General features: G+C 69.9%; 22 protein-coding genes. 15 read left to right on the top strand and 7 right to left on the bottom strand.

Annotated elements, in window-relative coordinates:
* The first annotated feature begins 55 nt into the window (after positions 1-55).
* Both MNOD_RS35695 and MNOD_RS35690 read left to right on the top strand, forming a co-directional pair.
* Positions 56-1,267, top strand: a complete 1,212-nt coding sequence (locus MNOD_RS35695; RefSeq protein WP_015933834.1) for a pyridoxal phosphate-dependent aminotransferase — start codon at positions 56-58, stop codon at positions 1,265-1,267.
* A gap of 423 nt (positions 1,268-1,690) precedes the next feature.
* Entirely contained in the window at positions 1,691-2,278 is a 588-nt protein-coding gene (locus MNOD_RS35690) for a hypothetical protein (RefSeq protein ID WP_015933833.1), read from the top strand.
* 111 nt (positions 2,279-2,389) lie between these two features.
* Here the strand turns inward: MNOD_RS35690 and MNOD_RS35685 are convergent, their stop codons facing one another.
* The 4 genes from MNOD_RS35685 to ribH form a co-directional block, all read right to left on the bottom strand.
* Positions 2,390-4,537 carry a sodium-translocating pyrophosphatase gene (locus tag MNOD_RS35685; protein WP_015933832.1) on the bottom strand — a complete coding sequence of 716 codons (2,148 nt, stop codon included), beginning with the start codon at positions 4,535-4,537 and terminating at the stop codon, positions 2,390-2,392.
* A 218-nt stretch (positions 4,538-4,755) separates the two neighbouring features.
* Positions 4,756-5,748, bottom strand: coding sequence for a thiamine-phosphate kinase (thiL, locus tag MNOD_RS35680; RefSeq protein ID WP_015933831.1), 993 nt, complete (start codon positions 5,746-5,748; stop codon positions 4,756-4,758).
* A 303-nt stretch (positions 5,749-6,051) separates the two neighbouring features.
* Positions 6,052-6,522 carry a transcription antitermination factor NusB gene (nusB, locus tag MNOD_RS35675; protein ID WP_015933830.1) on the bottom strand — a complete coding sequence of 157 codons (471 nt, stop codon included), beginning with the start codon at positions 6,520-6,522 and terminating at the stop codon, positions 6,052-6,054.
* Positions 6,519-7,064 carry a 6,7-dimethyl-8-ribityllumazine synthase gene (gene ribH / locus MNOD_RS35670; protein WP_015933829.1) on the bottom strand — a complete coding sequence of 182 codons (546 nt, stop codon included), beginning with the start codon at positions 7,062-7,064 and terminating at the stop codon, positions 6,519-6,521. The genes nusB and ribH overlap by 4 nt, the downstream gene beginning before the upstream one ends.
* 229 nt (positions 7,065-7,293) lie before the next feature.
* On the opposite strand from ribH, the gene MNOD_RS35665 reads away from it, so the two are divergent.
* From MNOD_RS35665 to MNOD_RS50190, 13 genes are all read left to right on the top strand, one after another.
* A complete protein-coding gene (locus MNOD_RS35665) occupies positions 7,294-8,586 on the top strand; it encodes an MFS transporter (RefSeq protein ID WP_015933828.1) in 1,293 nt (430 codons plus the stop codon).
* Between the two features lie 244 nt (positions 8,587-8,830).
* Complete coding sequence (gene petA / locus MNOD_RS35660; RefSeq protein ID WP_015933827.1) at positions 8,831-9,394, top strand: ubiquinol-cytochrome c reductase iron-sulfur subunit; 564 nt, start codon at positions 8,831-8,833, stop codon at positions 9,392-9,394.
* A 98-nt stretch (positions 9,395-9,492) separates the two neighbouring features.
* Positions 9,493-10,779 (top strand): cytochrome b, encoded by a 1,287-nt coding sequence (locus tag MNOD_RS35655; protein WP_015933826.1) that lies wholly within the window; start codon positions 9,493-9,495, stop codon positions 10,777-10,779.
* Between the two features lie 82 nt (positions 10,780-10,861).
* On the top strand, positions 10,862-11,758 hold the full coding sequence (locus MNOD_RS35650) for a cytochrome c1 (protein WP_015933825.1): 897 nt from the start codon (positions 10,862-10,864) through the stop codon (positions 11,756-11,758).
* A gap of 238 nt (positions 11,759-11,996) precedes the next feature.
* The gene (locus MNOD_RS35645; protein ID WP_015933824.1) at positions 11,997-12,872 is read left to right on the top strand and encodes an S-methyl-5'-thioadenosine phosphorylase; all 876 of its coding nucleotides are present in this window, start codon (positions 11,997-11,999) and stop codon (positions 12,870-12,872) included.
* A gap of 131 nt (positions 12,873-13,003) precedes the next feature.
* Positions 13,004-13,606 (top strand): imidazoleglycerol-phosphate dehydratase HisB, encoded by a 603-nt coding sequence (hisB, locus tag MNOD_RS35640; RefSeq protein WP_015933823.1) that lies wholly within the window; start codon positions 13,004-13,006, stop codon positions 13,604-13,606.
* 144 nt (positions 13,607-13,750) lie between these two features.
* Complete coding sequence (locus tag MNOD_RS35635) at positions 13,751-14,236, top strand: DUF2628 domain-containing protein (RefSeq protein WP_015933822.1); 486 nt, start codon at positions 13,751-13,753, stop codon at positions 14,234-14,236.
* A 29-nt stretch (positions 14,237-14,265) separates the two neighbouring features.
* A complete protein-coding gene (hisH, locus tag MNOD_RS35630; RefSeq protein WP_015933821.1) occupies positions 14,266-14,928 on the top strand; it encodes an imidazole glycerol phosphate synthase subunit HisH in 663 nt (220 codons plus the stop codon).
* Positions 14,929-15,150: 222 nt separating this feature from the next.
* Positions 15,151-15,912 (top strand): 1-(5-phosphoribosyl)-5-[(5-phosphoribosylamino)methylideneamino]imidazole-4-carboxamide isomerase, encoded by a 762-nt coding sequence (gene hisA / locus MNOD_RS35625; protein ID WP_015933820.1) that lies wholly within the window; start codon positions 15,151-15,153, stop codon positions 15,910-15,912.
* Between the two features lie 113 nt (positions 15,913-16,025).
* Entirely contained in the window at positions 16,026-16,802 is a 777-nt protein-coding gene (gene hisF, locus MNOD_RS35620; RefSeq protein WP_015933819.1) for an imidazole glycerol phosphate synthase subunit HisF, read from the top strand.
* A gap of 96 nt (positions 16,803-16,898) precedes the next feature.
* Positions 16,899-17,222, top strand: coding sequence for a phosphoribosyl-ATP diphosphatase (locus MNOD_RS35615; protein WP_015933818.1), 324 nt, complete (start codon positions 16,899-16,901; stop codon positions 17,220-17,222).
* 8 nt (positions 17,223-17,230) lie between these two features.
* On the top strand, positions 17,231-18,229 hold the full coding sequence (gene coaA, locus MNOD_RS35610) for a type I pantothenate kinase (RefSeq protein WP_425277523.1): 999 nt from the start codon (positions 17,231-17,233) through the stop codon (positions 18,227-18,229).
* An 892-nt stretch (positions 18,230-19,121) separates the two neighbouring features.
* Positions 19,122-19,745, top strand: coding sequence for a diguanylate cyclase domain-containing protein (locus tag MNOD_RS50190; protein ID WP_280113440.1), 624 nt, complete (start codon positions 19,122-19,124; stop codon positions 19,743-19,745).
* 295 nt (positions 19,746-20,040) lie between these two features.
* Here the strand turns inward: MNOD_RS50190 and MNOD_RS35600 are convergent, their stop codons facing one another.
* From MNOD_RS35600 to MNOD_RS35590, 3 genes are all read right to left on the bottom strand, one after another.
* Positions 20,041-20,673 carry a response regulator transcription factor gene (locus tag MNOD_RS35600; protein WP_015933816.1) on the bottom strand — a complete coding sequence of 211 codons (633 nt, stop codon included), beginning with the start codon at positions 20,671-20,673 and terminating at the stop codon, positions 20,041-20,043.
* Complete coding sequence (locus tag MNOD_RS35595; protein WP_015933815.1) at positions 20,670-22,103, bottom strand: ATP-binding protein; 1,434 nt, start codon at positions 22,101-22,103, stop codon at positions 20,670-20,672. Before MNOD_RS35595 ends, MNOD_RS35600 begins: the two co-directional genes overlap by 4 nt.
* Before the next feature lie 87 nt (positions 22,104-22,190).
* Positions 22,191-24,668, bottom strand: coding sequence for a TonB-dependent receptor (locus MNOD_RS35590; protein WP_015933814.1), 2,478 nt, complete (start codon positions 24,666-24,668; stop codon positions 22,191-22,193).
* Between the last annotated feature and the right edge of the window lie 258 nt (positions 24,669-24,926).

The following is a 24,926-nucleotide window of genomic DNA, read 5'->3' as shown; positions in this document are numbered from 1 at the left end:
TTCGGGCGAGGGCAAGGCTCGGGGGACCTCTCACTCCCAGCTGCTTGAGTCGCTCATGACCTCGATGCCGAAACCTCCGTCGCTGCCGCCGGTGAATCCGACGGCGGAGGGCGTCCTGCCGAGCGGCATCGGCGAGCTGATCGGCTACGGCACCGACCGGCCCGGGCTGATCCCGCTCTGGGTCGGGGAGGGCGACCGCCCGACCCCCGACTTCATCGGCGAGGCAGCGGCCCGGGCCCTGAGGGACGGACAGACCTTCTACACGCGGATGCTCGGCATCCCGGAGCTGCGGGAGGCCATCGCGGCCTATATCGCCCGCCTGTATGGCGGCGCGGCGGAGCCGGATCGGATCTTCGTCACGGTCGGCGGCATGCAGGCCTTCGACATCGCCCTCAAGATCGCGGCCGTGCCGGGCGACGAGGTCGTGGTGCCGACGCCGACCTGGCCGAACTTCTTCGGCGCGATCGAAGCCAGCGGCGCCCACCGCGTGATGGTGCCGATGAGCTTCTCGCCCGCCTCGGGCTGGGCCCTCGACATCGAGCGCCTTGCCGCGGCGGTGACGGCGCGCACCCGCGTCCTCGTCGTCAACTCGCCGGCCAATCCGACCGGCTGGACCGCGACCCACGCCGACCTGCGGGCGCTGCTCGCCATCGCGCGCCGGCATGATCTCTGGATCATCGCCGACGAGATCTACGGCCGCTTCAGCTTCGATCCCGCCCATGCGGCGCTCGGGCGCGCGCCCTCCATCCGCGACGTCTGGGAGCCGGAGGACCGCGACCGGGTGCTGTTCGTCCAGACCTTCTCGAAGAACTGGGCGATGACCGGCTGGCGGATCGGCTGGCTCGAAGGCCCGGCGCAGCTCGGCCGGATCGTCGACGGGCTGATCCTCTATGGGACCTCCGGCATCGCCACCTTCCTGCAGCATGCCGCGGTGGTGGCGGTGCGCGACGGCGAGCCCCTGGTCCAGGCCCAGATCGCGCAGGCACGGGAGGGCCGCCGCATTCTCGCGGAGGGATTGGGACGCCTGCCCGGCGTCGAGCTTCCGCCGCCGGCCGGCGCCTTCTACGCCTTCCCCCGCATCCCCGGGGAGCCCGACGCGCGGCACCTCGCCATGCGGCTCGTGGACGAGGCGAATGTCGGTGTCGCCCCCGGCACGGCCTTCGGCCCCGGCGGGCAGAGCTTCCTGCGCCTCTGCTTCGCGCGCAGCGCCGGCGACCTGCATGAGGCCGTGCGGCGGCTCGCGCCGGTGCTCGCAGCCGGACGTTGACCGTACCAACGGCCCAGGCTGCTGATGCAGCATCCGGTTGGTCTGTTCCGAGACGAGTTCACGCAGGGAACCCCTCTCCCGTGCGGGAGAGGGGCAGGCGATCGAAGATCGCGCGTGAGGGCCCAGGTGGTTCAGCAAGAGGACTGAACCGTCCCGCTGCCAGCACAACGCTTAGTGATTCATGGCGGCACCGTCCGGGACCCTCACCCCTACCCCTCTCCCGCACGGGAGAGGGGTTCCCACGCGTCCTCGTCTCGGAAGGAATCTACCGGAAACCGTATAATCCGCGACGAAGCTCGACCATTAAGGAACGATCACCGCGATAAAACCCTCGTGCCGGACCGCACAGACGGGAATGCTTGTCGAAGACAGCCTCCGCACCATCCAAGACGGGCTGGGGCGCGGCCCGGACGGGAGGCAAGCATGGCAAAAGCGGTTTCGATCGCGGGCAGCGCGATCTGGACCCTGATTTTTCCAGCGGGGCTGGTCCTTCTGTTCCTCCTGAATTTCGGCTTGGTCAATCAGGCGTTCCGCGACCTCCTGGCGATGACCTCCAGGATCCACAGCATGAAGACGGCCTGGGTGGAATTCACGCTGCGGGACAAGGATCACCTCGCCGTCTCGGTCTCGACCTCCGACCTCGGCGGTGTCGACGCGCCGGAGCGCCAAGCCATCGTCAAGACGGTCAAGTGGCTGAACGGGCTGCGCACCCAGCGCCTGTTCACCCTGGAGAAGGACGATCTTCACTGCGCTTTCACCCAGGCCACGGCCCAGATGCGCCGGCTGGCCGGGGTCGATTACGACCTGGAGGAAGCCGGCCTGATCACATCCACCTACGACGAGGCCGCCACGCAGGCGGCGGCAGGAAAGGCCGATCCGCTCATCGGAACGGCCCAGAGCTGCTACCGCATCCGGCTCACCCCTCGCGGCTACAACGTCAAGACGGTCCTGGTCGAGGTGATCCGCAACGGCTTCGAGGATGGCGTCGGCATCGAGGGCGAGAAGCTTTAGGCTCAGCCGCCCCGACCGCGCCCGATTGACCCGCCGGGAGGCCGAGGGCCGCCTGCGGGTCACCGCGATCGCGCCTCCGCGCGGGACAAGCCCCGCGCGGAGGCGGAAGGGTCAGCTATGCGCCAGGATCGCCAGCAGCAGCAGCGCAATGATGTTGGTGATCTTGATGGCCGGGTTCACGGCGGGGCCGGCCGTATCCTTGTAGGGATCCCCCACCGTATCGCCGGTCACGGCCGCCTTGTGGGCATCCGAGCCCTTGCCGCCGTAGTGGCCATCCTCGATGAGCTTCTTGGCATTGTCCCAGGCGCCGCCGCCGGAGGTCATGGAGACCGCCACGTAGAGGCCCGTCACGATCACGCCGAGCAGCATCGCGCCCACCGCCGCGAAGCCCTGCCCCTTGCCGGCGATGAGGCTGATGACGAAGAACAGCACCACCGGCGACAGCACCGGCAGCAGCGAGGGCACCACCATCTCGCGGATCGCCGCCCGGGTCAGCATGTCGACGGCCCGGCCGTAATCCGGCCGGTCGGTGCCCCTCATGATGCCGGGCTTCTCGCGGAACTGGCGGCGCACCTCCTCCACGACCGAGCCCGCCGCCCGGCCCACCGCCGTCATGGCGATGCCGCCGAACAGGAAGGGGATCAGGCCACCGAGCATAAGCCCGACCACCACATAGGGATTCGACAGCGAGAAGTCGACGCTGACGCCCTGGAAGTACTTGTACTGCGTCGCACTCGCGTTCTGGGTGAAGTAGTTCAGATCCGACGTGTAAGCGGCGAAGAGCACCAGCGCCCCGAGGCCGGCCGATCCGATCGCGTAGCCCTTGGTGACGGCCTTGGTGGTGTTGCCGACCGCGTCGAGGGCATCCGTGGACTTGCGCACTTCCTTAGGGAGACCGGACATCTCGGCGATGCCGCCCGCGTTGTCGGTCACGGGTCCGAAGGCGTCGAGGGCGACGATGACGCCCGCCAATGCCAGCATGGCAGTGACCGCGATCGCGATGCCGAACAGGCCCGCGAGGGAGTAGGTGGCGATGATGCCGGCCACGATCACGAGCGCCGGCAGGGCGGTCGATTCCAGCGAGACGGCGAGCCCCTGGATCACGTTGGTGCCGTGACCCGTGACCGAGGCCCGGGCGATCGACTTGACCGGCCGGTAGGTGGTCCCGGTGTAGAACTCGGTGATCACGACGATCAGCGCCGTGATCGCAAGGCCGATCGTGGCGCAGACGAAGAGGCTCAGCGACGTGAAGGTCACGCCGGTATTGGTGGTGAAGCTGGTGGTGAAGCCCCCGAACAGCACGATGTTGATGGCCGCGATGGCCGCCACCGAGAGGAGCCCTGAGCCGATCAGGCCCTTGTAGAGGGCGCCCATGATCGACTGGTTGGCGCCGAGCGTGACGAAGAAGGTGCCGATGATCGAGGTCACGATGCAGGCCGCGCCGATCGCCATCGGGTAGATCAGCATCGTCTCCAGGATGTTGCGCCCGCCCACATCGGTCTGGCCGGAGAAGAAGATCGCCGCCAGCACCATCGTGGCGACGAGGGTGACCGCGTAGGTCTCGAACAGGTCGGCGGCCATGCCGGCGCAGTCGCCGACATTGTCGCCGACATTGTCCGCGATGGTGGCGGGGTTGCGCGGATCGTCCTCCGGAATGCCGGCCTCGACCTTGCCGACGAGGTCGCCGCCCACATCGGCGCCCTTGGTGAAGATGCCGCCGCCGAGACGGGCGAAGATCGAGATCAGGGAGGCGCCGAACCCGAGCGCCACGAGCGAGTCGATGACGTCGCGGCTTGCCGGCGGCAGGCCGAGCTGGCGGGTGAGAAAGGTGTAGTAGAGGGCGACGCCGAGGAGGGCGAGGCCCGCCACCAGCATCCCGGTGACCGCGCCCGACTTGAACGCGACGTCGAGACCGCCGCTCAGCGACTGCGTGGCGGCCTGGGCGGTGCGCACATTCGCCCGCACGGAGACGTTCATGCCGATGAAGCCGGCCGCCCCCGAGAGCACCGCGCCGATCAGGAAGCCGATTCCGACCTTGATGCCGAGGAGATAGGAGAGCAGGGCGAACAGCAGGATCCCGACCACCGCGATGGTGGTGTATTGCCGGCGCAGATAGGCCTGGGCGCCCTCGGCGATGGCGCCTGCGATCTCCTGCATGCGCTGGGTGCCGGCGTCGCGCCGCATGACGTCGTTGATCGTGTAGATGCCGTAGGCAACGGCGCAGAGGCCGCCCACGATGATGAGCAGGAGTGCGGTCATTCTACCGTCCTTGATGTCGGGCTTTGCCCCGCGACGGTTGACGGCCTTGAGGCGAGCGGCGTCCCGTGCGGGTGTCCCTCCCCGATTAAGCGCATCGGCCTGATCCGACCCGCCGGACTTGAGTGCCAAACTTCAGGGACGAGCGCAAACGCTCTTAAGCTTCTTGCCCCGCGGAAGGAGGCGGAAATCCCGGGGAAATCCGACGAAGGTCTCAAGCCTCAGAAGTGGCTGAACGAGCCGGAGGCGAAGATCCGCATGGTTCCGGCGGCATCGCGAAAACCCGGCGCCGCATGGCCCGCGATCACGCGGCCGATCGGCGTGAGGGTGATCCCGGCCCGCCGCGCCTCGTCCCGAATGGCCTCGACGCGCTCGGGCGCCACCGCGCAGAGGATCTCGTAATCATCGCCGCCCGTGAGGATCGGGTCGATCAGGCCCTCGTCCGCCGCGAGGGCGGCCCGCGCGGCCGGCGAGAGCGGCACGGCCGGGATCTCGACCTCGGCGCTCGCGCCGGACGCCCGCAGCATCTTGGCGAGGTCGCCCGCGAGCCCGTCCGAGACATCCATCGCGGCCCGCGCATGCGCGAGGAGCGCCGGGGCGAGGGGCAGGCGCGGATGCGGATGCAGGTAGCGGTCGGCGAGGTGCTGCCGGTCGGCCTCGCCGAGGCCGGCGGCCCAGCCGGGCGCGCGGCGGAGCCTGAGGCCAAGGGCGGCATCGCCGATCGTGCCCGAGACGAGGAGCCGGTCGCCGGGCTCGGCCGTGAAGCGCCGCACCATCCGGCCCGTCGGCACCTCGCCGAGGGCGGTCACGCTGATCAGCGTGGGACCGGCGGCCCGCACCGTGTCGCCGCCGAGCAGCGGACAGCCGAACCGGGCCGCGGTCTCGCTGAGGCCGGTGCAGAACGCCGCGAGCCACGCCTCGTCCCAATCATCGGCGAGGGCGAGCGTCAGCAGGAAACCCCGCGGCTCCGCGCCCTTGGCGGCGAGATCCGAGAGGTTCACGCCGAGCGCCTTGGCGGCAATGGAGGCGGGCGGATCGTCGGGGAGGTAATGAACGCCGGCCACCACCGCATCGACGGTGAGGACGAGGTCGTGCCCCGGCCGCGGCGCGAGGATCGCCGCATCGTCCCGCAGGCCGAGCCCGCCGGGTCCGGCGAGCGGCGCGAAGTAGCGGGCGATCAGCTCGTCCTCGGACGGGCGGGGGAGGGCGGCCATGGCGATCCTGCCTAAATAGAACAAATAGAAACTGAGGCGTGGAAGCCGCCCCACTCCTCATGCTGAGGTGCAGCCGTAGGCTGCCTCGAAGCACCCCGGACCGGTATTCCCGGTCACCCGGATCTTAGATGAGCGTTCAGGCGTGCTTCGAGGCTGCGGCTGCGCCGCAGCACCTCAGCATGAGGGTCGGTGGGACTGCCCCAGGCGGAAGTGCTCAGTTAGCTACGATTTCATTCGCCAGGGGCGGCAGCGCCGGCGGCAACTCATACCAACGGCCCAAGCGGCCGACGCATCGGGCTGGTATCAGCCGTCGCGCGCGGCCCCGTCGAGTTCCTCGGCCCGGGCGGCCCGCGCCACCTTGTCGAGCACAGCGTTCACGAGGCCCGGCTCGTCGCCACCGTAGAAGCTGTGGGCGACGTCCACGTATTCGGAGATCGCGACCCGCACCGGCACGTCCTTGCGGAAGATCACCTCGTAGGCGCCCGCGCGCAGGATCGCCCGCAGCACCGCCTCGACCCGCCGCAGCGGCCAGCCCGCCGACAGCGCGCCATCGAGTCGCTGGTCGATCACCCGCTGCTCCTCGACCGCGCCGCGCAGGACGTCGCGGAAGAAGGCGGTCTCGGCCGGCGGGTGCTCGATCCCATCGACCACCTGACCGATCCAGAAGGCTTCGAACTCCGCGAGCGCGTCGATCACGCCCTTGCCGGAGATCTCCATCTCGTAGAGGGCCTGCACGACGGCCAGGCGGGCGCCGCTGCGCTCGGCAGGTTTCATTCCGCTGTCTCCGCGGCGCGGCGAGGGGTGAAGCCGATGGTGCGGCCCGGGTGCTCGGCCGCGTTCGCGCGCTTCAGGGCCAGCACGGCGAGGGCCGCCTCCGCGGCGCCCCCACCCTTGTTCATCTCCGAGACGCGGGCCCGCGCCTGCGCCTGCGCCTCGGTCTCGACGGTGAGGATGCCGTTGCCGAGCGGCAGGCGGAGCAGGACCGACAGATCCATCAGCGCCCGCGCACTCTCGCCGGCCACAATGTCGTAGTGGCCGGTCTCCCCGCGGATGACGCAGCCCAGCGCCACGACGGCGTCGTAGGGCTTGCCCGATCGCATCGCCGCCTCGACCAGGATCGCCACGGTCTGCGGGATCTCCAGCGCGCCCGGAACGGTCACGACCTCGGCCTCGGCGCCGGATGCCGCGATCGCCTCGGTGGCGCCGCGCAGCAATTCATCCGCGATGTCGTCGTAGTAGCGGGCCTCGACGACCAGGATCCGGGCGTCCTTGAGCGACGGGCGGTCGCTCCCGCTGTCTCGGCGTGGCGTTACCATCTCGGAACCCGATCGAAACCATGGGACGAACGCGCGCGGAGCAGGCCGTGTTGCGGCGCGCCGTGCGGGGAGGCGGGAGCACTAGACCGAAGCGCCGTCCCGGACAAGGGAGGGCCGTCCCGGCGCCGGGATCCGGCTTGCCAAGACCGGCTTGCCAAGACCTGCCGGTCGGGTCCATGGCGCGGGCCAGCCGGAACGCCAGACCCGGACGGGAGGATGCTAAAGGCCCATGACCGACCTCGAGACCCGCACGATCCGCCGCGTGAGCCGCCGGCTGATTCCGTTCCTGATCCTCTGCTACTTCGTCGCCTATCTCGACCGGGTGAATGTCGGCTTCGCGTCGCTCACCATGAACCGGGACCTCGGCATCTCGGCCACCGCCTACGGGCTCGGCGCCGGCCTGTTCTTCCTCACCTACTTCATCTTCGAGGTGCCCTCGAACCTGTTCCTGGAGCGGTTCGGGGCGCGGCGCTGGATCGCCCGCATCATGCTGAGCTGGGGCCTGATCTCGGGCGGCATGGCCTTCATCGGCGGGGAGGCGAGCTTCTACGTGATGCGCTTGGCTCTCGGCGCCGCGGAGGCCGGCTTCTTCCCGGGCATCATCTTCTATCTCACCCTCTGGTTCCCGGCCGCCTACCGGGCGCGGATCGTCAGCGCCTTCATGGTGGCCATCCCGCTGTCGAGCCTGATCGGCGCCCCGATCTCGGGCGCGCTCCTCGAACTCGACGGGCTCCTCGGTCTCAAGGGCTGGCAATGGCTCTACCTGATCGAGGCAGTGCCGGCCGTCGTCCTCTCGGTCGTCACCTTCTTCTATCTCACCGACCGGCCGGCCGAGGCGCGCTGGCTTCCCGCCGACGAACGCGCCTGGCTCGAAGAGCGCATGGCCGCCGAGGAGGCGGCGCGGCGCGGGACCGCCCACCACCGGCCGCTGACACGCGAGATCTTCGACGCCCGGGTGATCGCCATCGCGTTCATCTATTTCGGCGCGGTGGCGCTGCTCTACGCCTTCGGCTTCTTCCTGCCGCAGATCATCAAGGCGTTCGGGCTCACCAACCTCGAGACCGGCTTCGTGACCCTCGTCCCCTATCTGGTCGGCACGATCGGCATGCTGTGGTGGGGACGGCGCTCGGATGCCAAGCGGGAGCGGCGCTTCCACCTCGTCGCGGCGCTCGCCTGCGCCTCCCTCGGCACGATCGGGGCGGCGCTGGTCGCCGATCCAGTGCTCAAGATGGTGCTGTTCTCCGGCGCGGCCTTCGGCATCTTCGCGGCGCTTCCCATCGTCTGGACGCTGCCCACCGAGACGCTCGCGGGGGCGGCGGCGGCGGGCGCCATCGCGGTGGTGAACTCGATCGGCAACCTGTCGGGCTTCGTCGCCCCCTACATCGTCGGCGCGATCAAGGACCGCACCGGCGACTTCACGGGCGGGCTGCTCACCATCTCGGCGGCCGGCCTCGTGGGAATCGGGCTGGTGCTCTGGCTCGGCCGGACGCGGGCGCGCTCTGCGCCGCAGGCCGCGGCCTGAGCGTGCGAGGCCGCAAAAAACTGGCCCGGCCGGGGCGCTCAATGCTGGCGCCCCGGCCGGAAGCGTGGCAGAGAGCGACCGCGCGGGCGACGCCCGGTCGCATTGCACGCGCATTCGGGCTGGTGCTTCGGTCCGCCGGAACCGGGGGACCACCTCGGACCCTGCCCCAGGAAAGTGGTCCGCGCATGGCTTTAAGCGGCCTGCGGCGGGCCTCGCCGTTCATGCTTCTCGGGAGAGCCGGAACTTGGCCACGACCGTCGCCCCTTCTGACGCAGCCCATCCGCACGGGACGACCCGCCGGGACTTCCTGTTCCTCGCCACCGGCGCGGGCGTCGCGGTCGGCGCCGCCGCCCTCGCATGGCCCTTCGTGGCGTCGATGGCGCCGGACGCCGAGACCGTCGCGGCCGGCGCGCCGATCGATGTCGATCTCTCCCCGATCACCGAAGGCCAGATCGTCAACGTGTTCTGGCGCGGCAAGCTCATCTTCGTGCGCCGCCTCTCTGGCAAGGAGATCGCGGACATGAAGGCGGTCAAGCTGAGCGATCTCCTTGACCCGGCGCCGTTCCAAGCCCGCGTCAAGGAGGGCCACGACCAGTGGCTCGTGACCTACGGCAACTGCACGCATCTCGGCTGCGTGCCGATCGGCCACCAGGGCGATTTCGAAGGTTGGGCCTGCCCCTGCCACGGCTCGCAGTTCGACGCGGTCGGCCGGGTGCGCCGGGGCCCGGCCCCGATCAACCTGCCGATCCCGCCCTACGCGTTCCAGGGCGACACCAAGGTGCGTATCGGCGAAGGCGCCGCCGCCTGATCCGGCCCCCCGGATCCACGAATTTGCCGCATCGTCCTCGACGGGCCGGCCTTTCGGCTCATCGGACGATGCCCTGAACCAGCAAGCGGGCTGTCCTCATGAGCGCACACGCCACGACATACGTACCGAAGAGCCGATTCGCGAAATGGTTCGAGGCCCGGCTGCCGATCGTCGGCCTCGTCCATTCCTCCTTCGTGGCCTTCCCGGTCCCGCGCAACCTGAACTACTTCTGGACGTTCGGCGCGATCCTGATCGTGATGCTGGCCTCCCAGATCGTCACCGGCGTCTGGCTCGCCATGCACTACCAGCCCTCGGCCACCGAGGCGTTCAACTCCGTCGAGCACATCATGCGCGACGTGAATTTCGGCTGGCTGCTGCGCTACATGCATTCCAACGGGGCCTCGATGTTCTTCATCGCGGTCTACGTGCATATGTTCCGCAACCTCTATTATGGGTCGTATAAGGCCCCGCGCGAGGTGCTCTACATCCTGGGCGTCATCATCTACCTGCTGATGATGGCGACCGCCTTCCTCGGCTACACGCTGCCCTGGGGGCAGATGTCGTTCTGGGGCGCCACCGTCATCACCAACATCCTGGCGGCGATCCCGATCGTCGGCGACACCATCCAGAGCCTGCTCTGGGGCGGCTACTCGGTCGGCAACCCGACCATCAACCGCTTCTTCTCACTGCATTATCTGCTACCGTTCATGATCGCCGGCGTCGTGGTCCTCCACGTCTGGGCGCTGCACGTCACCGGCCAGAACAACCCGACCGGTATTCCGATCAAGACCGGCAAGGACGCCGTCCCGTTCACGCCCTACGCCACCGTCAAGGACGTGTTCGCGGTCGTCGTGTTCTTCATCTTCTTCGCCTACTGGATCTTCCTGCAGCCGAACTATCTCGGCCACGCGGACAACTACATCCCGGCGAATCCCGGCGTGACGCCTGCGCATATCGTGCCCGAATGGTACTTCCTGCCGTTCTACGCCATCCTGCGTGCGGTGCCGGACAAGCTCGGCGGCGTGATCCTGATGTTCGGCGCGGTGATCATCCTGGCCTTCGCGCCCTGGCTCGACACCTCGCGCGTCCGCTCCTCGAACTACCGACCGATCTACCGGCAGTTCTTCTGGGTGTTCGTCGGCTGCTGCTTCCTGCTGGGCTGGCTCGGCGCCAAGCCGCCGGAGGGGGGCTACGTGATCGCGGCGCGCATCGCCACGATCTACTACTTCGCCCACTTCCTGATCGTGATGCCGCTCGTCGGCCTGTTCGAGACGCCCAAGCCCCTGCCGGGCTCGATCCTGGAGAGCGTCACGGGCCCGGGCAAGCAGGTCGGCGCCTCCGGCCTGCCGGCCGGCGCCGCCGCCGCCCCGCCCACCAAGGGCTGATCCGACCACGCAACAGGCCGCGCTCGACGGCGCGGCCTTAGCACCTCCACGCACTGACGACGCCGCAAGGGGCATCGAGGGAATGATCAGAACACGCGCTCTCGTGGCGGCCGCACTCGCCGCGATCCTGTCGGGCACCGCCGCCCTCGCGGAAGAGCACGGCAGCCTTCCCCCGCGCGAGAAGTGGACCTTCTCGGGCGTGTTCGGCACCTTCGACCAGGCGCAGCTGCAGCGGGGCTTCCAGGTCTACCGCGAGGTCTGCTCGAACTGCCACAGCATGAACTACGTCCGCTTCCGCAACCTGGCGGAAGAGGGCGGGCCGGATTTCTCGGAGTCGCAGGTCAAGGCGCTCGCGGCCTCCTACAAGGTCAAGGACGGCCCCAACGACCAGGGCGAGATGTTCGAGCGGCCCGGCCGCCCAGCCGACAAGCTGCCCGCGCCCTTCCCGAACGAGCAGGCGGCCGCGGTGGCGAATGGCGGCAAGGCCCCGCCGGACCTCTCGCTGATGGCCAAGGCCCGCACCTTCGGCCGTGGCGGCCTCTGGTTCCTGATCGATTGGCTGCCCTTCGTCGGCTACACCGAGCAGGGTCCCGACTACGTCCATGCGCTGCTGAACGGCTACGAGGAGACCCCGCCCCAGGGGTTCCAGCTGCCGGAGGGCGGCCACTACAACAAGTACTTCCCGGGCAACATCATCGCGATGCCCAAGCCTCTGAGCGACGGGCAGGTGAGCTATCCGAAGGGCGCCGACGGCCAGCCGGTCGCACCCGAGACCGTGGACCAGTACTCGCGCGACGTCACCGCCTTCCTGATGTGGACGGCGGAGCCGCACTTCATCGCCCGCAAGGAACTGGGCCTGCGCGCGATCCTGTTCCTGATCGTGCTGTCCGGATTGCTCTACTACGTGAAGAAGAAGATCTGGGCGGATGTCGGCGGCGAGACGCACGGCCTGCAGCCCGAGCTTCACAAGACGAGCTGACGGGCGGCATGGTCCTTGAAGAGGCCCCGCCAGGGGCCTCTTTTCGTTTGTACCAGCGGTCATTGGACATGACCGCTGGTTCCGCTCTCGAATTTTCGCCAAGCCTCGTCACAAAGCCTTTGGCTTGGCGTCGACAAGTCGAGACAGGTCAACGGCCCGATGCGTGAGCATGCGCGGCAGCACTTGGCTTACGTCAGCAGCCTGGGCCGTTGGTATGGGCGATGGGCAGGAGGACGGGATGGCCAAGGCGGTGCTCGGGGTGATCGGCGGATCGGGCGTCTATGATCTGCCCGGCCTGGAGAACGTGCGCGAGGAGCGCATCGCTTCGCCCTGGGGCGAGCCCTCCGATGCACTGCGCATCGGGCGGATCGGCGCCACCCCGGTGGTGTTCCTGGCCCGCCACGGCCGCGGCCATCGCCTGTCGCCCTCCGGCATCAACTACCGGGCCAATATCGACGTCATGAAGCGGGCGGGCGTCACCGATCTCGTCTCGCTCTCCGCCTGCGGCTCCTTCCGGCAGGAGCTCTATCCGGGCCTGTTCGTGCTGGTGGACCAGTTCGTGGATCGCACCTTCGGCCGGGCCTCGTCCTTCTTCGGCGACGGCTGCGTGGCCCATGTCTCGATGGCCCATCCGGTCGGCCCCGCCCTCCAGGCCCGCCTTCTCGCGGCGGCGGAGGCGGAGGAGATCGCGGTGCGCCAGAACGGCACCTATGTCTGCATGGAGGGGCCGCAATTCTCCAGCTACGCCGAGTCGCTCACCTACAAGAGCCTCGGCTACGACGTGATCGGCATGACCAACATGCCCGAGGCCAAGCTCGCCCGCGAGGCCGAGATCACCTATGCGACCATCGCCATGGTGACGGATTTCGACTGCTGGCATCCAGATCACGACGCCGTCGAGGTCTCGGCCGTGATCGCCGTGGCGCGGGCGAACGCCGCCAAGGCCGCCCGGCTGGTGAGCCGCCTCGCCCGCGACTTCCCCGAGGAGCACGAACCCTGCCCAGTGCGCTCCGATCGGGCGCTCGACGGCGCCATCATCACGCCGCCCGAGCACCGCGACCCGGCCCTCATCGCCAAGCTCGACGCCGTGGCGGGCCGCGTCCTAGAGCCGTGATGTGACGCGCTCCCTTGCACCGAATCGGTGTCCACTTCGGCGGGGAGCGCTCCAGCGCAATAGCATCCCCCCTCTGGCCTTTCCCCCGGCGGCCCGGTTAAAAGGCAGCCGGCTCTCATTCCGATCCTGCGATGACCGACACTTCCTCCCGGACCGGCCGGGTCAGCCGGCGGACGGCCGAGACCGACGTCAGCGTCGCGATCGACCTCGACGGCAGCGGCCGGGCCTCGATCGCCACCGGCGTCGGGTTCCTCGACCACATGCTGGACCTTCTCGCCCGCCACGCGCTCTTCGACCTCGACGTCAAGGTGACGGGCGACCTGCATGTCGACCAGCACCACACCACCGAGGATACGGGCATCGCGCTCGGCCAAGCCTTTGCGCAGGCGCTCGGGTCGAAGCGCGGCATCCGCCGCTACGCCGACCTGCACCTGCCGATGGACGAGACGCTGACCCGGGTCGCGGTCGACATCTCGGGGCGGCCGTTCCTGGTCTTCCGCACGGACTTCGCCCGCGAGAAGATCGGGCAGTTCGACACCGAGCTCGTGCGCGAGTGGTTCCAGGCCTTTGCCATGAATGCGGGGATCACGCTCCACGTCGAGACGCTCTACGGCGAGAATCAGCACCACATCGCCGAGAGCTGCTACAAGGGGCTGGCGCGCGCCCTACGCCAGGCGGTCGCCGTCGACCCGCGCGAGGGCGACCGGGTGCCGTCGACCAAGGGCTCGCTCTAGAGCGCTCCCCGCCGAAGTGGATACCAGTTCGGCGTAAGGGAGCGCGTCACATCAAGAGCTTGCAGCCGTGCCCGTTTCAACAGAAACGGCCACGGCTCTAGGGCATCCGCGCCGCGAGGCGTAAGAAGGGCCGGGGACATCATGATGCCGACCTACACGCTGCACCTGCCGGACGAGGTCGATCCCGGTGCGCCGGACGCTCTCGATCGCGCCAAGCTCGTGGCCGACCGCTTCATCTGGCCGGCCTTCTGGTTCACGGCCCTGTGGTTCTTCTGGCATCGGCTCTGGCTCGCGGGGCTCATCGTCCTCGCCGCCGAGGTGGCGGCCTGGCTCGGCAGCCTCGCCCTCAACCTGTCGGCGTGGGCGGGCTTCGTCGTCATGCTGCTGCTGTCGCTGCTCATCGGCCTCGAAGCCTCGTCCCTGCGCCGCTGGACCTACGAGCGCCGCGGGCAGCCCTTGCGCGACGCGGTCACGGCCTCGGACGCCAAGGAGGCGGAGGTGAAGCTCGTCGGCCGCTGGCTCGACCGTCACGCCGCGCCTGCCCTGGCGAGCCCGCCGCGCATGCCGCCCTACGCCAAGACCGGCAGCCCCGCCCTCGGCCTCTTCCCCGAGGCGGACAGGCACCGGTGACGGCCCGAGAGCCTCAAGGAGGAGATCCGGTGAGCGCCGGGACCGTCGCCATCATCGATTACGGATCGGGCAACCTGCACTCAGCCGCCAAGGCCTTCGAGCGGGCGGCGCGGGAGGCGGGCCTCGACGGCACGCGCATCGTCGTGACCTCGGATCCGGAGGCCGTGGCCGCTGCCGACCGCGTGGTGCTGCCGGGCGTCGGCGCCTTCGCGGATTGCCGTCGCGGCCTCGATGCCGTGCCGGGCCTCGTGGCGGCCATGACGGAAGTCGCGCAGGCGCGGGGCCGGCCGTTCCTCGGCATCTGCGTCGGCATGCAGCTCCTCGCCTCCCGCGGGCTCGAATACGAGACCACGGCCGGCCTCGGCTGGATCCCGGGCGACGTCGCCCCGATCACGCCTGCCGATCCCGGCCTCAAGGTGCCGCATATGGGCTGGAACACCCTCCAGGCGCTCCGGGCGACACCGCTCCTCGACGGCATTCCGACCGGGGAGGGCGGCCTGCACGCCTATTTCGTGCACAGCTATGCGCTCGCGGCGGCGGACCGCGGCGACGTAGTGGCGACGAGCGATTACGGCGGCCCGGTCACGGCCATCGTCTCCCGCGGGAACGTCGCGGGCACGCAGTTCCACCCCGAGAAGAGCCAGCGGCTCGGCCTCGCGCTGATCGCCAACTTCCTGCGCTGGCGGCCTTAGAGGATGTCCAGGAGAAGCGGACACCTTTTCTCCGTCCGGACATCCGAAAAATCAAAGGCTTAGAGTCTGCCAGGCGCTTCCATAAGCGCCTGGCAGACTCTAGGATATGTTGGGGCGAGGTGGAGTTCGGTTGTCGTCCGGGCCTCCGGCCCGTCCCTAGCTTGAGAGGCGGTCGGGCGCTCATAGCGGCCTCCGAGACCGTTGCTTCCCTCCCATCCTGCGGTGACGCGCGTGATCCTGTTTCCGGCCATCGATCTCAAGGAGGGGCGCTGCGTCCGCCTCGTTCAGGGCGACATGGCGCAGGCCATCGTCTTCAGCGACGATCCGGCCGCGCAGGCCGCCAGCTTCGCCGAGCAGGGCTTCTCCTGGCTCCACGTCGTCGACCTCGACGGGGCCTTCGCGGGCGCCCCGATGAACGCGGCCGCCGTCGACGCCATCCTGGCTGCGGTGACAATCCCGGTGCAGCTCGGCGGCGGCATCCGCGAGATGCGTACCGTGGAGGGCTGGCTCGCCAAGGGGGTCAGCCGCGTCATCATCGGCACGGCGGCCGTGCGCGACCCGGCCTTCGTGCGCGAGGCGGCGCGGCTCTTCCCCGGCCGGATCGCGGTCGGCATCGATGCCAAGGACGGGCGCGTCGCCGTCGAGGGCTGGGCCAAGACCTCGACCGTGACCGCCGAGGAGCTCGGTCGCCGCTTCGAGGATGCGGGGGTCGCCGCGCTGATCTACACCGACATCGCCCGCGACGGCGTGCTCAAGGGTCTCAACATCCCGATGACCCTGGCGCTGGCGCAGGCGGTGAGCATCCCGGTGATCGCCTCCGGCGGCCTCGCCTCGATCGAGGACGTTCACCGCATCCTCGAGCCCGACTGCGCGCTCCTCGCCGGCGCCATCACGGGCCGGGCGCTCTATGACGGGCGGATCGACCCGCGGGAGGCTCTCGCGGCGATCCGGCGGGCCGAGGAGGCGCGCCGCTCAGGGTCGTGATAGAGTCCCGGCCGGGAGCCGCTCCGATGACGGTTGCGGCACGCCCGACCCAATCCCCCCTTCACGCGGGACGCGACGAAGTCCGTGTCCCTGCCGCTTCGAGTGACGAGAGCGTGCTCAAGACCCGCGTCATCCCCTGCCTCGATGTCAAGGACGGCCGCGTCGTCAAGGGCGTCCAGTTCCTCGACCTGCGCGATGCCGGCGATCCGGTGGAGGCCGCCAAGGCCTATGACCGGGCCGGCGCCGACGAACTCTGCTTCCTCGACATCACGGCGAGCCACGAGGCCCGCGGCATTCTGCTCGACGTGGTTCAGCGCACGGCGGAAGCCTGTTTCATGCCGCTCACCGTCGGGGGTGGGGTGCGCACCGTCGAGGACATCCGGGCCCTGCTGCTCGCAGGGGCCGACAAGGTCTCGATCAACACGGCGGCGGTGAACAACCCCGATTTCGTGGCCGAGGCCGCGGAAAAATTCGGCGCCCAGTGCATCGTGGTGGCGATCGACGCCAAGCGCGTCTCGGGTCCCGGCGAGCCGCCGCGCTGGGAGATCTTCACCCATGGCGGGCGCCGCGCCACCGGCATCGACGCGGTGGCCTTCGCCCGGACCGTCACGGCGCGGGGAGCGGGCGAACTTCTCGTCACCTCCATGGACCGGGACGGGATGCGCTCGGGCTACGATCTCGGACTGACCCGGGCCATCGCCGATGCGGTGAGCGTGCCGGTGATCGCCTCAGGGGGCGTCGGCGGCCTCGACGATCTCGTGGCGGGCGTCGCGGAGGGTCATGCCAGTGCAGTCCTCGCCGCCTCGATCTTCCATTTCGGCGAGGCGACGGTGGCGCAGGCCAAGGCCCATATGGCGGCGGCGGGCCTCGCCATGCGGCTGGACCCCTGATCCGGCTTCCGCGAGGCCGCTTGACCGCCGCTTGCTCCCGGCACAAGGGTCGGATCTCCGGCCGCTTCCGGGCCGGGATCCGACGCGACAGCCCCGATGACCACCTTCACCCTTGCCGACCTAGACCGGATCGTCCGCAGCCGCGCCGCGGCCTCCCCGGAGGAATCCTACACGGCGAAGCTCATCGCGGCCGGGCCGGGGAAGCCGGCGAAGAAGCTCGGTGAGGAGGCGGTCGAAGCGGCGATCGCGGCCGTGCAGGGAGACCGCACGAGCCTCGTGTCCGAGGCCGCCGATGTGCTCTATCATCTGCTGGTGGTGCTGGCCGGGGGCGGCATCCCGCTGGAGGAGGTGATGGCGGAGCTGGAGCGGCGCACGACCCAGAGCGGGCTCGCCGAGAAGGCCGCACGGAGGCGGCCGTGAACGAGCGGCTGGCGCTGTCGACCCGGCCGCCGCAGGCGGAGCTCGCCGCCAGCCTCGACCAGGCGACCGACCACCTGTCGCCCTACCGCGTCTTCTCCCGGGAGGAATGGGCGCAGCTGCGCGCCGACACGCCGCTGACGCTCACCGCCGAGGAGGTGCTGCGGCTGCAATCCCTCAACGATCCGATCTCCCTCGAGGAGGTCGTCGCCATCTACCTGCCGCTGTCGCGGCTGCTCTCGCTCTACGTCGCGGCCACCCAGGGGCTGTTCAAGGCAACCCAGCGCTTCCTCCTCGCCGAGCGCGAGGTGAAGGTGCCCTACATCATCGGCGTCGCGGGATCGGTCGCGGTCGGCAAGTCGACCACGGCCCGCGTGCTCCAGGCGCTCCTCGCCCGCTGGCCCAATACGCCGAAGGTCGATCTCGTCACCACGGACGGCTTCCTGCTGCCCAATGCCGAACTCGGCCGGCTCGGCCTGATGGAGCGCAAGGGCTTCCCGGAGAGCTACGACACGCCGATGCTGCTGCGCTTCCTCGCCGACATCAAGGCCGGCAAGCGCCACGTGGCGGCCCCGCTCTACTCGCACCTCGTCTACGACGTGGTCCCGGGCGAGACCACCGTGGTCGACCGCCCGGACATCCTCATCGTGGAGGGACTGAACGTCCTCCAGCCCGCGCGGCTTCCCCGCGACGGCACCGCGATCCCGTTCGTCTCCGACTATTTCGACTTCTCGGTCTACCTCGACGCCCACGAGGACGACCTGCACCGCTGGTACGTCAACCGCTTCCTGCGCCTGCGTCTCACCGCCTTCCGCGACCCGCGCTCCTATTTCCGCAAATATGCCGAGGTGACGGAGGACGAGGCGATCGCCATCGCGGACGGCCTGTGGTCGCGCATCAACCTGCCCAATCTGCGCGAGAACATCGTGCCCACCCGGCAGCGGGCGAGCCTGATCCTGGCCAAGGGCGCGAGCCACCGGATCGAGAGCGTGGCGCTCCGGCGGCTGTGAGGCCCCGAGCGACGCCGTGACCGGCCGATTCACGTCGGGATCGCCGATCGACTGCGCGGCAGCCTTCCTTCCGCAAGGCCGTCCCGCAACCAGGGCAGCCGCCTCAGAAGAGAGAGGGGCAACGGAGCACATCAAGACGTGAGCGCAACGGCTCCTTAACGACGCAGCCGGTAATTCCTGACCGTGGCTTCTGCTGCGGTTGGCTCCCGGTCCATGGATGGTGGTCCCTCGCGCGATGACGACGGCCCGCGCAGGACGGGCCCCGTCCTGCCGCGGCGGGGGCGGCCGATGCGGCCCTGGCCGACCTCGTCGCGCTCGCCCGCAGCAGCTTGCGCGCTCCCGTCGCGCTCCTGATCCTGCCGGACGGCAGGGCACCGCTGGTCGCAGCCGGACGGATCGATGCCGCTCCGATCCATGCCGCTTCCTTGGCGACCTGCGGCTTCGTGCGGTCCGTGGCCGGTTCGGGCGAGCCGCTCACCATCGCGGATGCGCGGTGCGATGCCCGCTTCCGGGCGGATCCGCTGGTGGCGGGAGGCCCGCACCTGCGCCTTCTATGCCGGCCGGCCCGTCCCGGCCGAGGGCGGCATCGCGACGCTGTCGCTCATCGGCTGCCGGCCGCGGGTGCTGTCGCGCGCGGACGAGGACACGCTCGACCGCATGGCCCGCCTCGCGGGGGCGCTGCTGCGCTGCCGGGACGAGACCTGGGCGCTGGCCCGCACCCTCGATACGCAGACGGCGCTCGCCCGCGACCAAGCCGAGCGCTTGGCGGAGCGCAAGCGGATCTTCGACCGTGCCTTCGAGGCCGCGAAGATCGGCGTGTGGCAATGCGACCTCGCCACCGAACAGCTGCGCTGGACCGACGCGGTCTACGACCTGTTCGAACTGCCCCGCGGTGGCGCGATCACCCGGGCGGAGATCGTCCGGCACTACACCCCCTCGTCGCTCGCCGCGATGGAAGCCGCGCGCGCAGGCTATCCGGGAGCGCGGCAGCTTCACGCTCGATGCGGAGATCGTCACCGCCCGCGGCAACCGGCGCTGGATGCGGCTGACCGGCAATGTCGAATGCGAGAACGGCACGCGGGTGCGCATCTTCGGCCTGAAGCAGGACATCACCGCGGAGCGGATGCTGTGGGAGCGCACGCGCTTCCTCGCCGAGACCGACATGCTCACCGGGCTCGCGAACCGCAGCCTGTTCCAGGCCCGGCTCGCGAGCCTCGACGCGGCGATGGCGGGCCCGTCCGGGATCGGCGCGCTGCTCCTCATCGACCTCGATGGCTTCAAGCCGGTCAACGACACCTTCGGCCACGCCGCCGGGGATGCCTGCCTGCGCGAGGTGGCGGCGCGGCTGACCACGGTCTGCCGGGAGGCCGATCTCGTCGCGCGCATCATGGTGGCCCGGGTCGTGCGCGCGCTCGGCTGCCCGACCGGGCAGGGGCCGCTGATCGGGGATCCGCGCCCGGCCGCGCAGGCAGCGGCGTGGCTCGCCCCCGCGGATGCCGTCACGCGGGTGGCCTAAATAGAACCTGACCTGCGTGGAAGCCGCCCCGCTCCTCATGCTGAGGTGCTGCGTAGCAGCCTCGAAGCACGCCTGAGCGCTGGTCCGAGTCTCCGGTGGATAGGGGCACCGGTCTGGGGTGCTTCGAGGCAGCCTACGGCTGCACCGCAGCATGAGGAGCGGTGGTGCTGCCATCGGGGGCGCCTTGCGGCCGGTTTCATCCGCCAGGGTCGGCTCAGCCGGGAGTGATGGGTCAACGGCCCGCTGCGTCAGCACTTGGCTTACGTCAGCAGCCCGGGCCGTTGGTATGACACAGTCAGGCGAGGTCGCGCGCGTGCTGGACCGCGAAATGCGTGAGTTCGGTAAGCGTGCCGAGGCCGAGGCGCTGACGCAGGGCCGCGCAGGCATTCGTGACCGTCTTGTAGCTCACGGACAGGTCCCGGGCGATCTCCGCATAGGTCCGGCCCTGGGCGAGGAGCGCGAGGATGCGGCGCTCCCGTGGGCTCATCTGTCCCAGGGCCGCGCGGCGCGGATCCTGGCGCAGCAGGGCCACCTCGGCGGCGACCGACGGATCGAGATAGGGGCGGCCGCTTCGCACGCGCGCGACGGCCCGGAGCAGGTCGTCGGCGGGCGCATCCTTGAGCACGTAGCCGAGGGCGCCGCATTCGAGCGCGCGGGCGATGATCGCCGGATCCGCATGCATGCTGAAGACGAGCATGCGGGTGGGCAGTCCCCGCGCCGCAATCCGCCGCAGCAGGGCGAGGCCGGCGAGGTCGCGGCCCGGGAAGGCGAGATCGATCACCGCGAGGTCGGGCCGGTGGCGCAGCACGGCGCGGTAGCCCGCGGCCAGGGTCGCGGCGACCCGGACCTCGGCGCCGGTCTCCTCCAGGAGGCGGCGGCAGCCCTGGAGCACGATCGGATGGTCGTCGACGACGAGGATCGCGGTCACGCGCGCGCCGCCTCCGGGCGGTCCGCAGCGTCGGCCGCCGCCTCCAGCGGGATCGTGGCCATGAGCACCGTGCCGGTGCCGGGCGCATCGAGGGTGAGGGTGCCGCCGAGCGCCTCGACGCGCTCGCGCATGCCGGGCAGGCCGCGCCCGGTCGCGACCACGGGGGCGAGCCCCACCCCGTCATCCGCGATGCGGATCCTCAGCGCAGCAGCATCCTCCTCCAGCCGCACGGCGATCCGGCGGCCCTGCGCGTGGCGAAGCGCGTTGGTGACGCCCTCCTGCACGCAGCGATAGGCGGTGAGGTCCACCAGATCGCCGTAGCTGCGGCGCAGCCCCTCGTAAGCGCTCTCGATCGTCACGCCGGGATTGTGCCGGGCGAGGTCGCGCAGCAGCAGGTCGAGGCAGGCATCGAGCGGCGCCTGTCCGAGCCCGGCCGGGCGCAGGCGGCTCAGGAGCGCCCGGTTAATGGTCTGCACCCGCTTCACGATGGCGGCGATGTCGTCGGTGCGCTGCTGCAGCCGGCCGCGGGCCGGCTCGTCGAGGGTCCCGGCGATGCGGGCGATCGAGGCCGAGTTGGCTTCGAGAGCGAACAGGCAGGGCCCGAACTCGTCGTGCAGTTCGAGCGCCGTGCGGCGCCGCTCGTCGTCCTGCGCGGTGAGGAGCTGACGGGTGAGCTGGCGGTTGGCCGCCCGGGCGCCCTCCAGCGCCTCGGCGAGGCGGTTGAAGCGGCCGGCAATCACCGCGAGCTCGCGGGTGTCCGGGCGCTCCAGGCGCGGGCTGTAATCCTGCTGCTCCAGGCGCGTCAGCCCCTCGGCGAGCCGTTCGAGCGGACGCAGCAGGCGCCCGAAGGCGAAGAACAGGGTCGCCAGCATGGCGAGGCTCAGGGTCGTCCCGGTGAGGCCGAGCGCCAGCGCGTAGCCCCAGACCTCGTCGATCTCGTCGGATGGCTCCGTGGTGACGATCGCGGTGCCGATGCGGCGGCCCTGGAGCACCAGCGGCACCTCGTGGCTCAGCACCGGGGGCGCGATCAGGCGCGCGAACCACGCGGGCGCGCGGCGCCTGCCTGCGTGCCCGCCGCCTGCCTTCTCGCCGACGACCGCTTGCGTGGCGTCGAGCAGGCGCACCCGCACGTGGCGCAGGGCCTGGAAGCGCAGGGTCAGCACCCGGAACAGGCCGGGCACCGGGGCGTCCTGCATCATCTGCAGGGTCTCGGCCACGAGCGGCTCGGCAACGGCCATGGAGGCGGCGGTCTCGACCTGCGTCGCCGTGCGGGCCTTGACGATGATCACCGCCCCGGAGACGGCCGCCGCCGCGAGATTGATGAGGACGACGACCACCATCAGGCGCGCCCGCATCGGCCGCCCGGACCACAGGGAGGGCAGGCGCAGCCGCGGCCGCGCCGCGGCGGAAGGGACGGCCTCGGAGAACATGGCGGGTGACGGGTTCCGGCCGGGCCGCGCGGTCCCGGACCGTCACCAGACGGGAAGGCGCGGCCCGATGTCAATGGGCGGAGGCTGCTACCAGGTCACGCGCATGCCGCCATAGACCGAGAGCGGCTGGATCAAAGCGGTGGTGCGCGGGTCGTTCAGTGCGTAGCGGTTGGCGAACAGCTCGCCCGGCTCCGTCCGCTCCAGGAAGGTGCCGAAGTTCGGCACGCGCGTGTTGAACAGGTTGGTCACCAGCGCGAACACCTCCATGTTCCTCGTCAGCTGCACGCTCGTGTTCAGGTTGGCGATCGCATAGGCCGGCAGCTTGCGGTTCAGGTTCGACTCGTCACCCCGGAAGTACGACGATGAGAACGCCGCCACGTTCAGGCCGAACTTCCACTGCGGCGTGATCGCGTACTCGAAGCCGGCCTTGATCTGGTGCTCCGGCACCAGCGGCAGCTTGTTGCCCGGCCGCACCGTGATCAGCCCGTCATCGGCCAGCGGGTTGTTGGGCGAGGACAGGTCGCCGCGGAACTGGAAGGTGGCGTCGATCAGCGCGTAGTTGGCGTAAAGCCGCAGACGCTCGCCCACATACTCCGCCGCCACCTCGATGCCCTGCCGCTGCGTCGCCGGCACGTTCACGAAATAGCCCCGCGCCGCATTGCCGGGCACCGCGATCTGCAGGATGTCGTTGGTCAGGTCCGTGCGGAAGAAGCCGAGCTTGTAGGTGAGCAGGCCCCCCTCGGCGACGTCCGGCACCGTGCCGCGGATCCCCGCCTCGTAGGTGTGTGCCTCCACCTGCTGGAGCGGCGGGTCGGCCACCAGCGAGTTCGGCAGCAGGCAGGGCCGGTTCGGGTTGGCGCAGGCCAGTTCGAGCGGCGTCGGCGCCCGGTTCGATTCCGAGTAGCCGCCATACAGCGTCAGCCAGGGGAAGAACCGGTAGGTCAGGCCCGCCACCGGGTTGAGGCGGGTGAAGAAGTGCGTGCCGGTGACATCCGGCGAGAACCCGGTCAGGTCCTGGGTGGAGATGCGCGCGAAGTTCAGCCGCGCCCCGGCGGTGAGCGAGAGCTGATCGGTGACGTCGAAGGTGTCGAGGGCGTAGAGGCCCATGTAGAGGTTCGAGCCGATCACCTGGCTCGGCGCGACGCCGAGCGCCGCGGCGGTGCGGATCGGCCCGGTGCCGAGCCCGGGGATCAGGCCGTAGGTCGGGTTGTTCGGGTCGGTGGTGACGCTCAGGTCCGGGTTGATCACCCCGAGCGTGCTCGCCGACTTGAAGGTGTAGGAGGCCGCATCGATGCTGCCGCCGAGGATGAAGGTGTTGGCGTGATCGAACACCCGGTCGCGGTTCGTCGCCTGCAGCGTGCCGCCGTAGCCGGTCGCCTCGGTGCGGACCGTATCGTGGGTGCCGTACGGGATGCCTGCCCGGAAGGGGATCGGCTGGCCGTTCGGCCCCAGGATCAGGAACTGGTTGCGGAACTGCGCCTGGGTCTGGCCGGGGGCGGGCGAGAACCCGTCGTCCTCGAAACAGAGAAAGCCGCGGAAAGAGGAGCGCGTGCTGCAATTCTCGAAGTTGCCGTCGTTGCCGTCGACCACGAACTGGCTGAAGCGGCGCACATAGGCGTTGCCCGCGAGGTCCCAGGTCGGGGAGAGGTTCACCTTGCCGGTGACCTGGATCTGGCCGGCCTCGGTGTCGATGGTCTGCGGGTTGGTGAAAATCGCCCGCTCGGTGAGGCGCTGGAGATCGACCGGCGCGGCGGAGGTGGCCCCGAAGAAGGTCTTGGCGCCCGAGGCGATGAGGTGGAACTCGGAATCGGGCGTGCGATGGCCGATATCGGCATAGACGCGGCCGATCTCGGAGGGCGACCTGAAGCGCCAGCCGTCGTCCTTGAGGCCCTCGCCGGCGAAGTAGAAGCTCCAGGGCCCGACCACCTCGCCGTATTGCAGGGTGCCGAGGATGCGGCCGTCCGAGCCGCCCATCACCGAGACTTCCTGGCCCTGCCAGGTGAAGCCGTTCTTCATCGCGATGTTGACCGCGCCGCCGAGCGCGTTGAGGCCGAAGATCGGGTTGCCGGTGACGAGGTCGATGCGGTTGATGGCGACCTGGGGGATCAGGTCCCAGTTCACGACGTCGCCGAAGGCCTCGTTGATGCGGGTGCCGTTCTGGTAGACGGCCAGCCCCTGGGGCGCGCCCTGGAGCGGGGAGGCGTCGAAGCCGCGATAGGTGAGGGTCTGGCGGAAGCTGTTGCCCTGGCCGTCCGAGAGGCTGACGCCGGGGGTGGTGCGGGCCAGCGTGAAGGTGGGGTCGAGGGTGGCGCGGTCCTGCTCGAACTGGCGCGCGGTGACGGTCTCGGCCGTGAACGGCACCTTGGAGAGCGGCAGCGCGCCGCCGGCGGCGCCGGTCTCGGCGCGGGCCGCACCGCCGGCTCCGCCGACCGGGGTCACCGGAACGACATCGATCTGCTCGAGGGCGATGGTATCGCCCTGCGCGGCGGCGCGACCGGCCAGCCCCACGGCCCCGCACGGCACCAGGATCGTCGTGACCAGAAGTCCGCGACGCAATCCCATCATCGTTCCCTCCGCCCCTCGCCTTGTGCCCCGCCACCGACGGGGTGTCCCGTCGCGACAGGATCCCTTGAGGTCCGGATAACGAACTCGGCCGTTCTCCCGCAATCCCGACCCGCGCCGGGTTGCACAACAAACACCAGTCGATGCATGATCGGACGTGCGCCGATACTCAGCGTGCCTTTTATGTCACTGTATTAAAGTCTTATGAGAACCTCACCCGGGATAATTCGGCAATCAGTTTTGCTTGTTTTCCCGGGCCGG

Source organism: Methylobacterium nodulans ORS 2060 (assembly GCF_000022085.1).
Classification (GTDB): domain Bacteria; phylum Pseudomonadota; class Alphaproteobacteria; order Rhizobiales; family Beijerinckiaceae; genus Methylobacterium; species Methylobacterium nodulans.
Note: the sequence above shows the minus strand (reverse complement) of the source record. Positions and strands in the feature narration are given on the sequence as shown.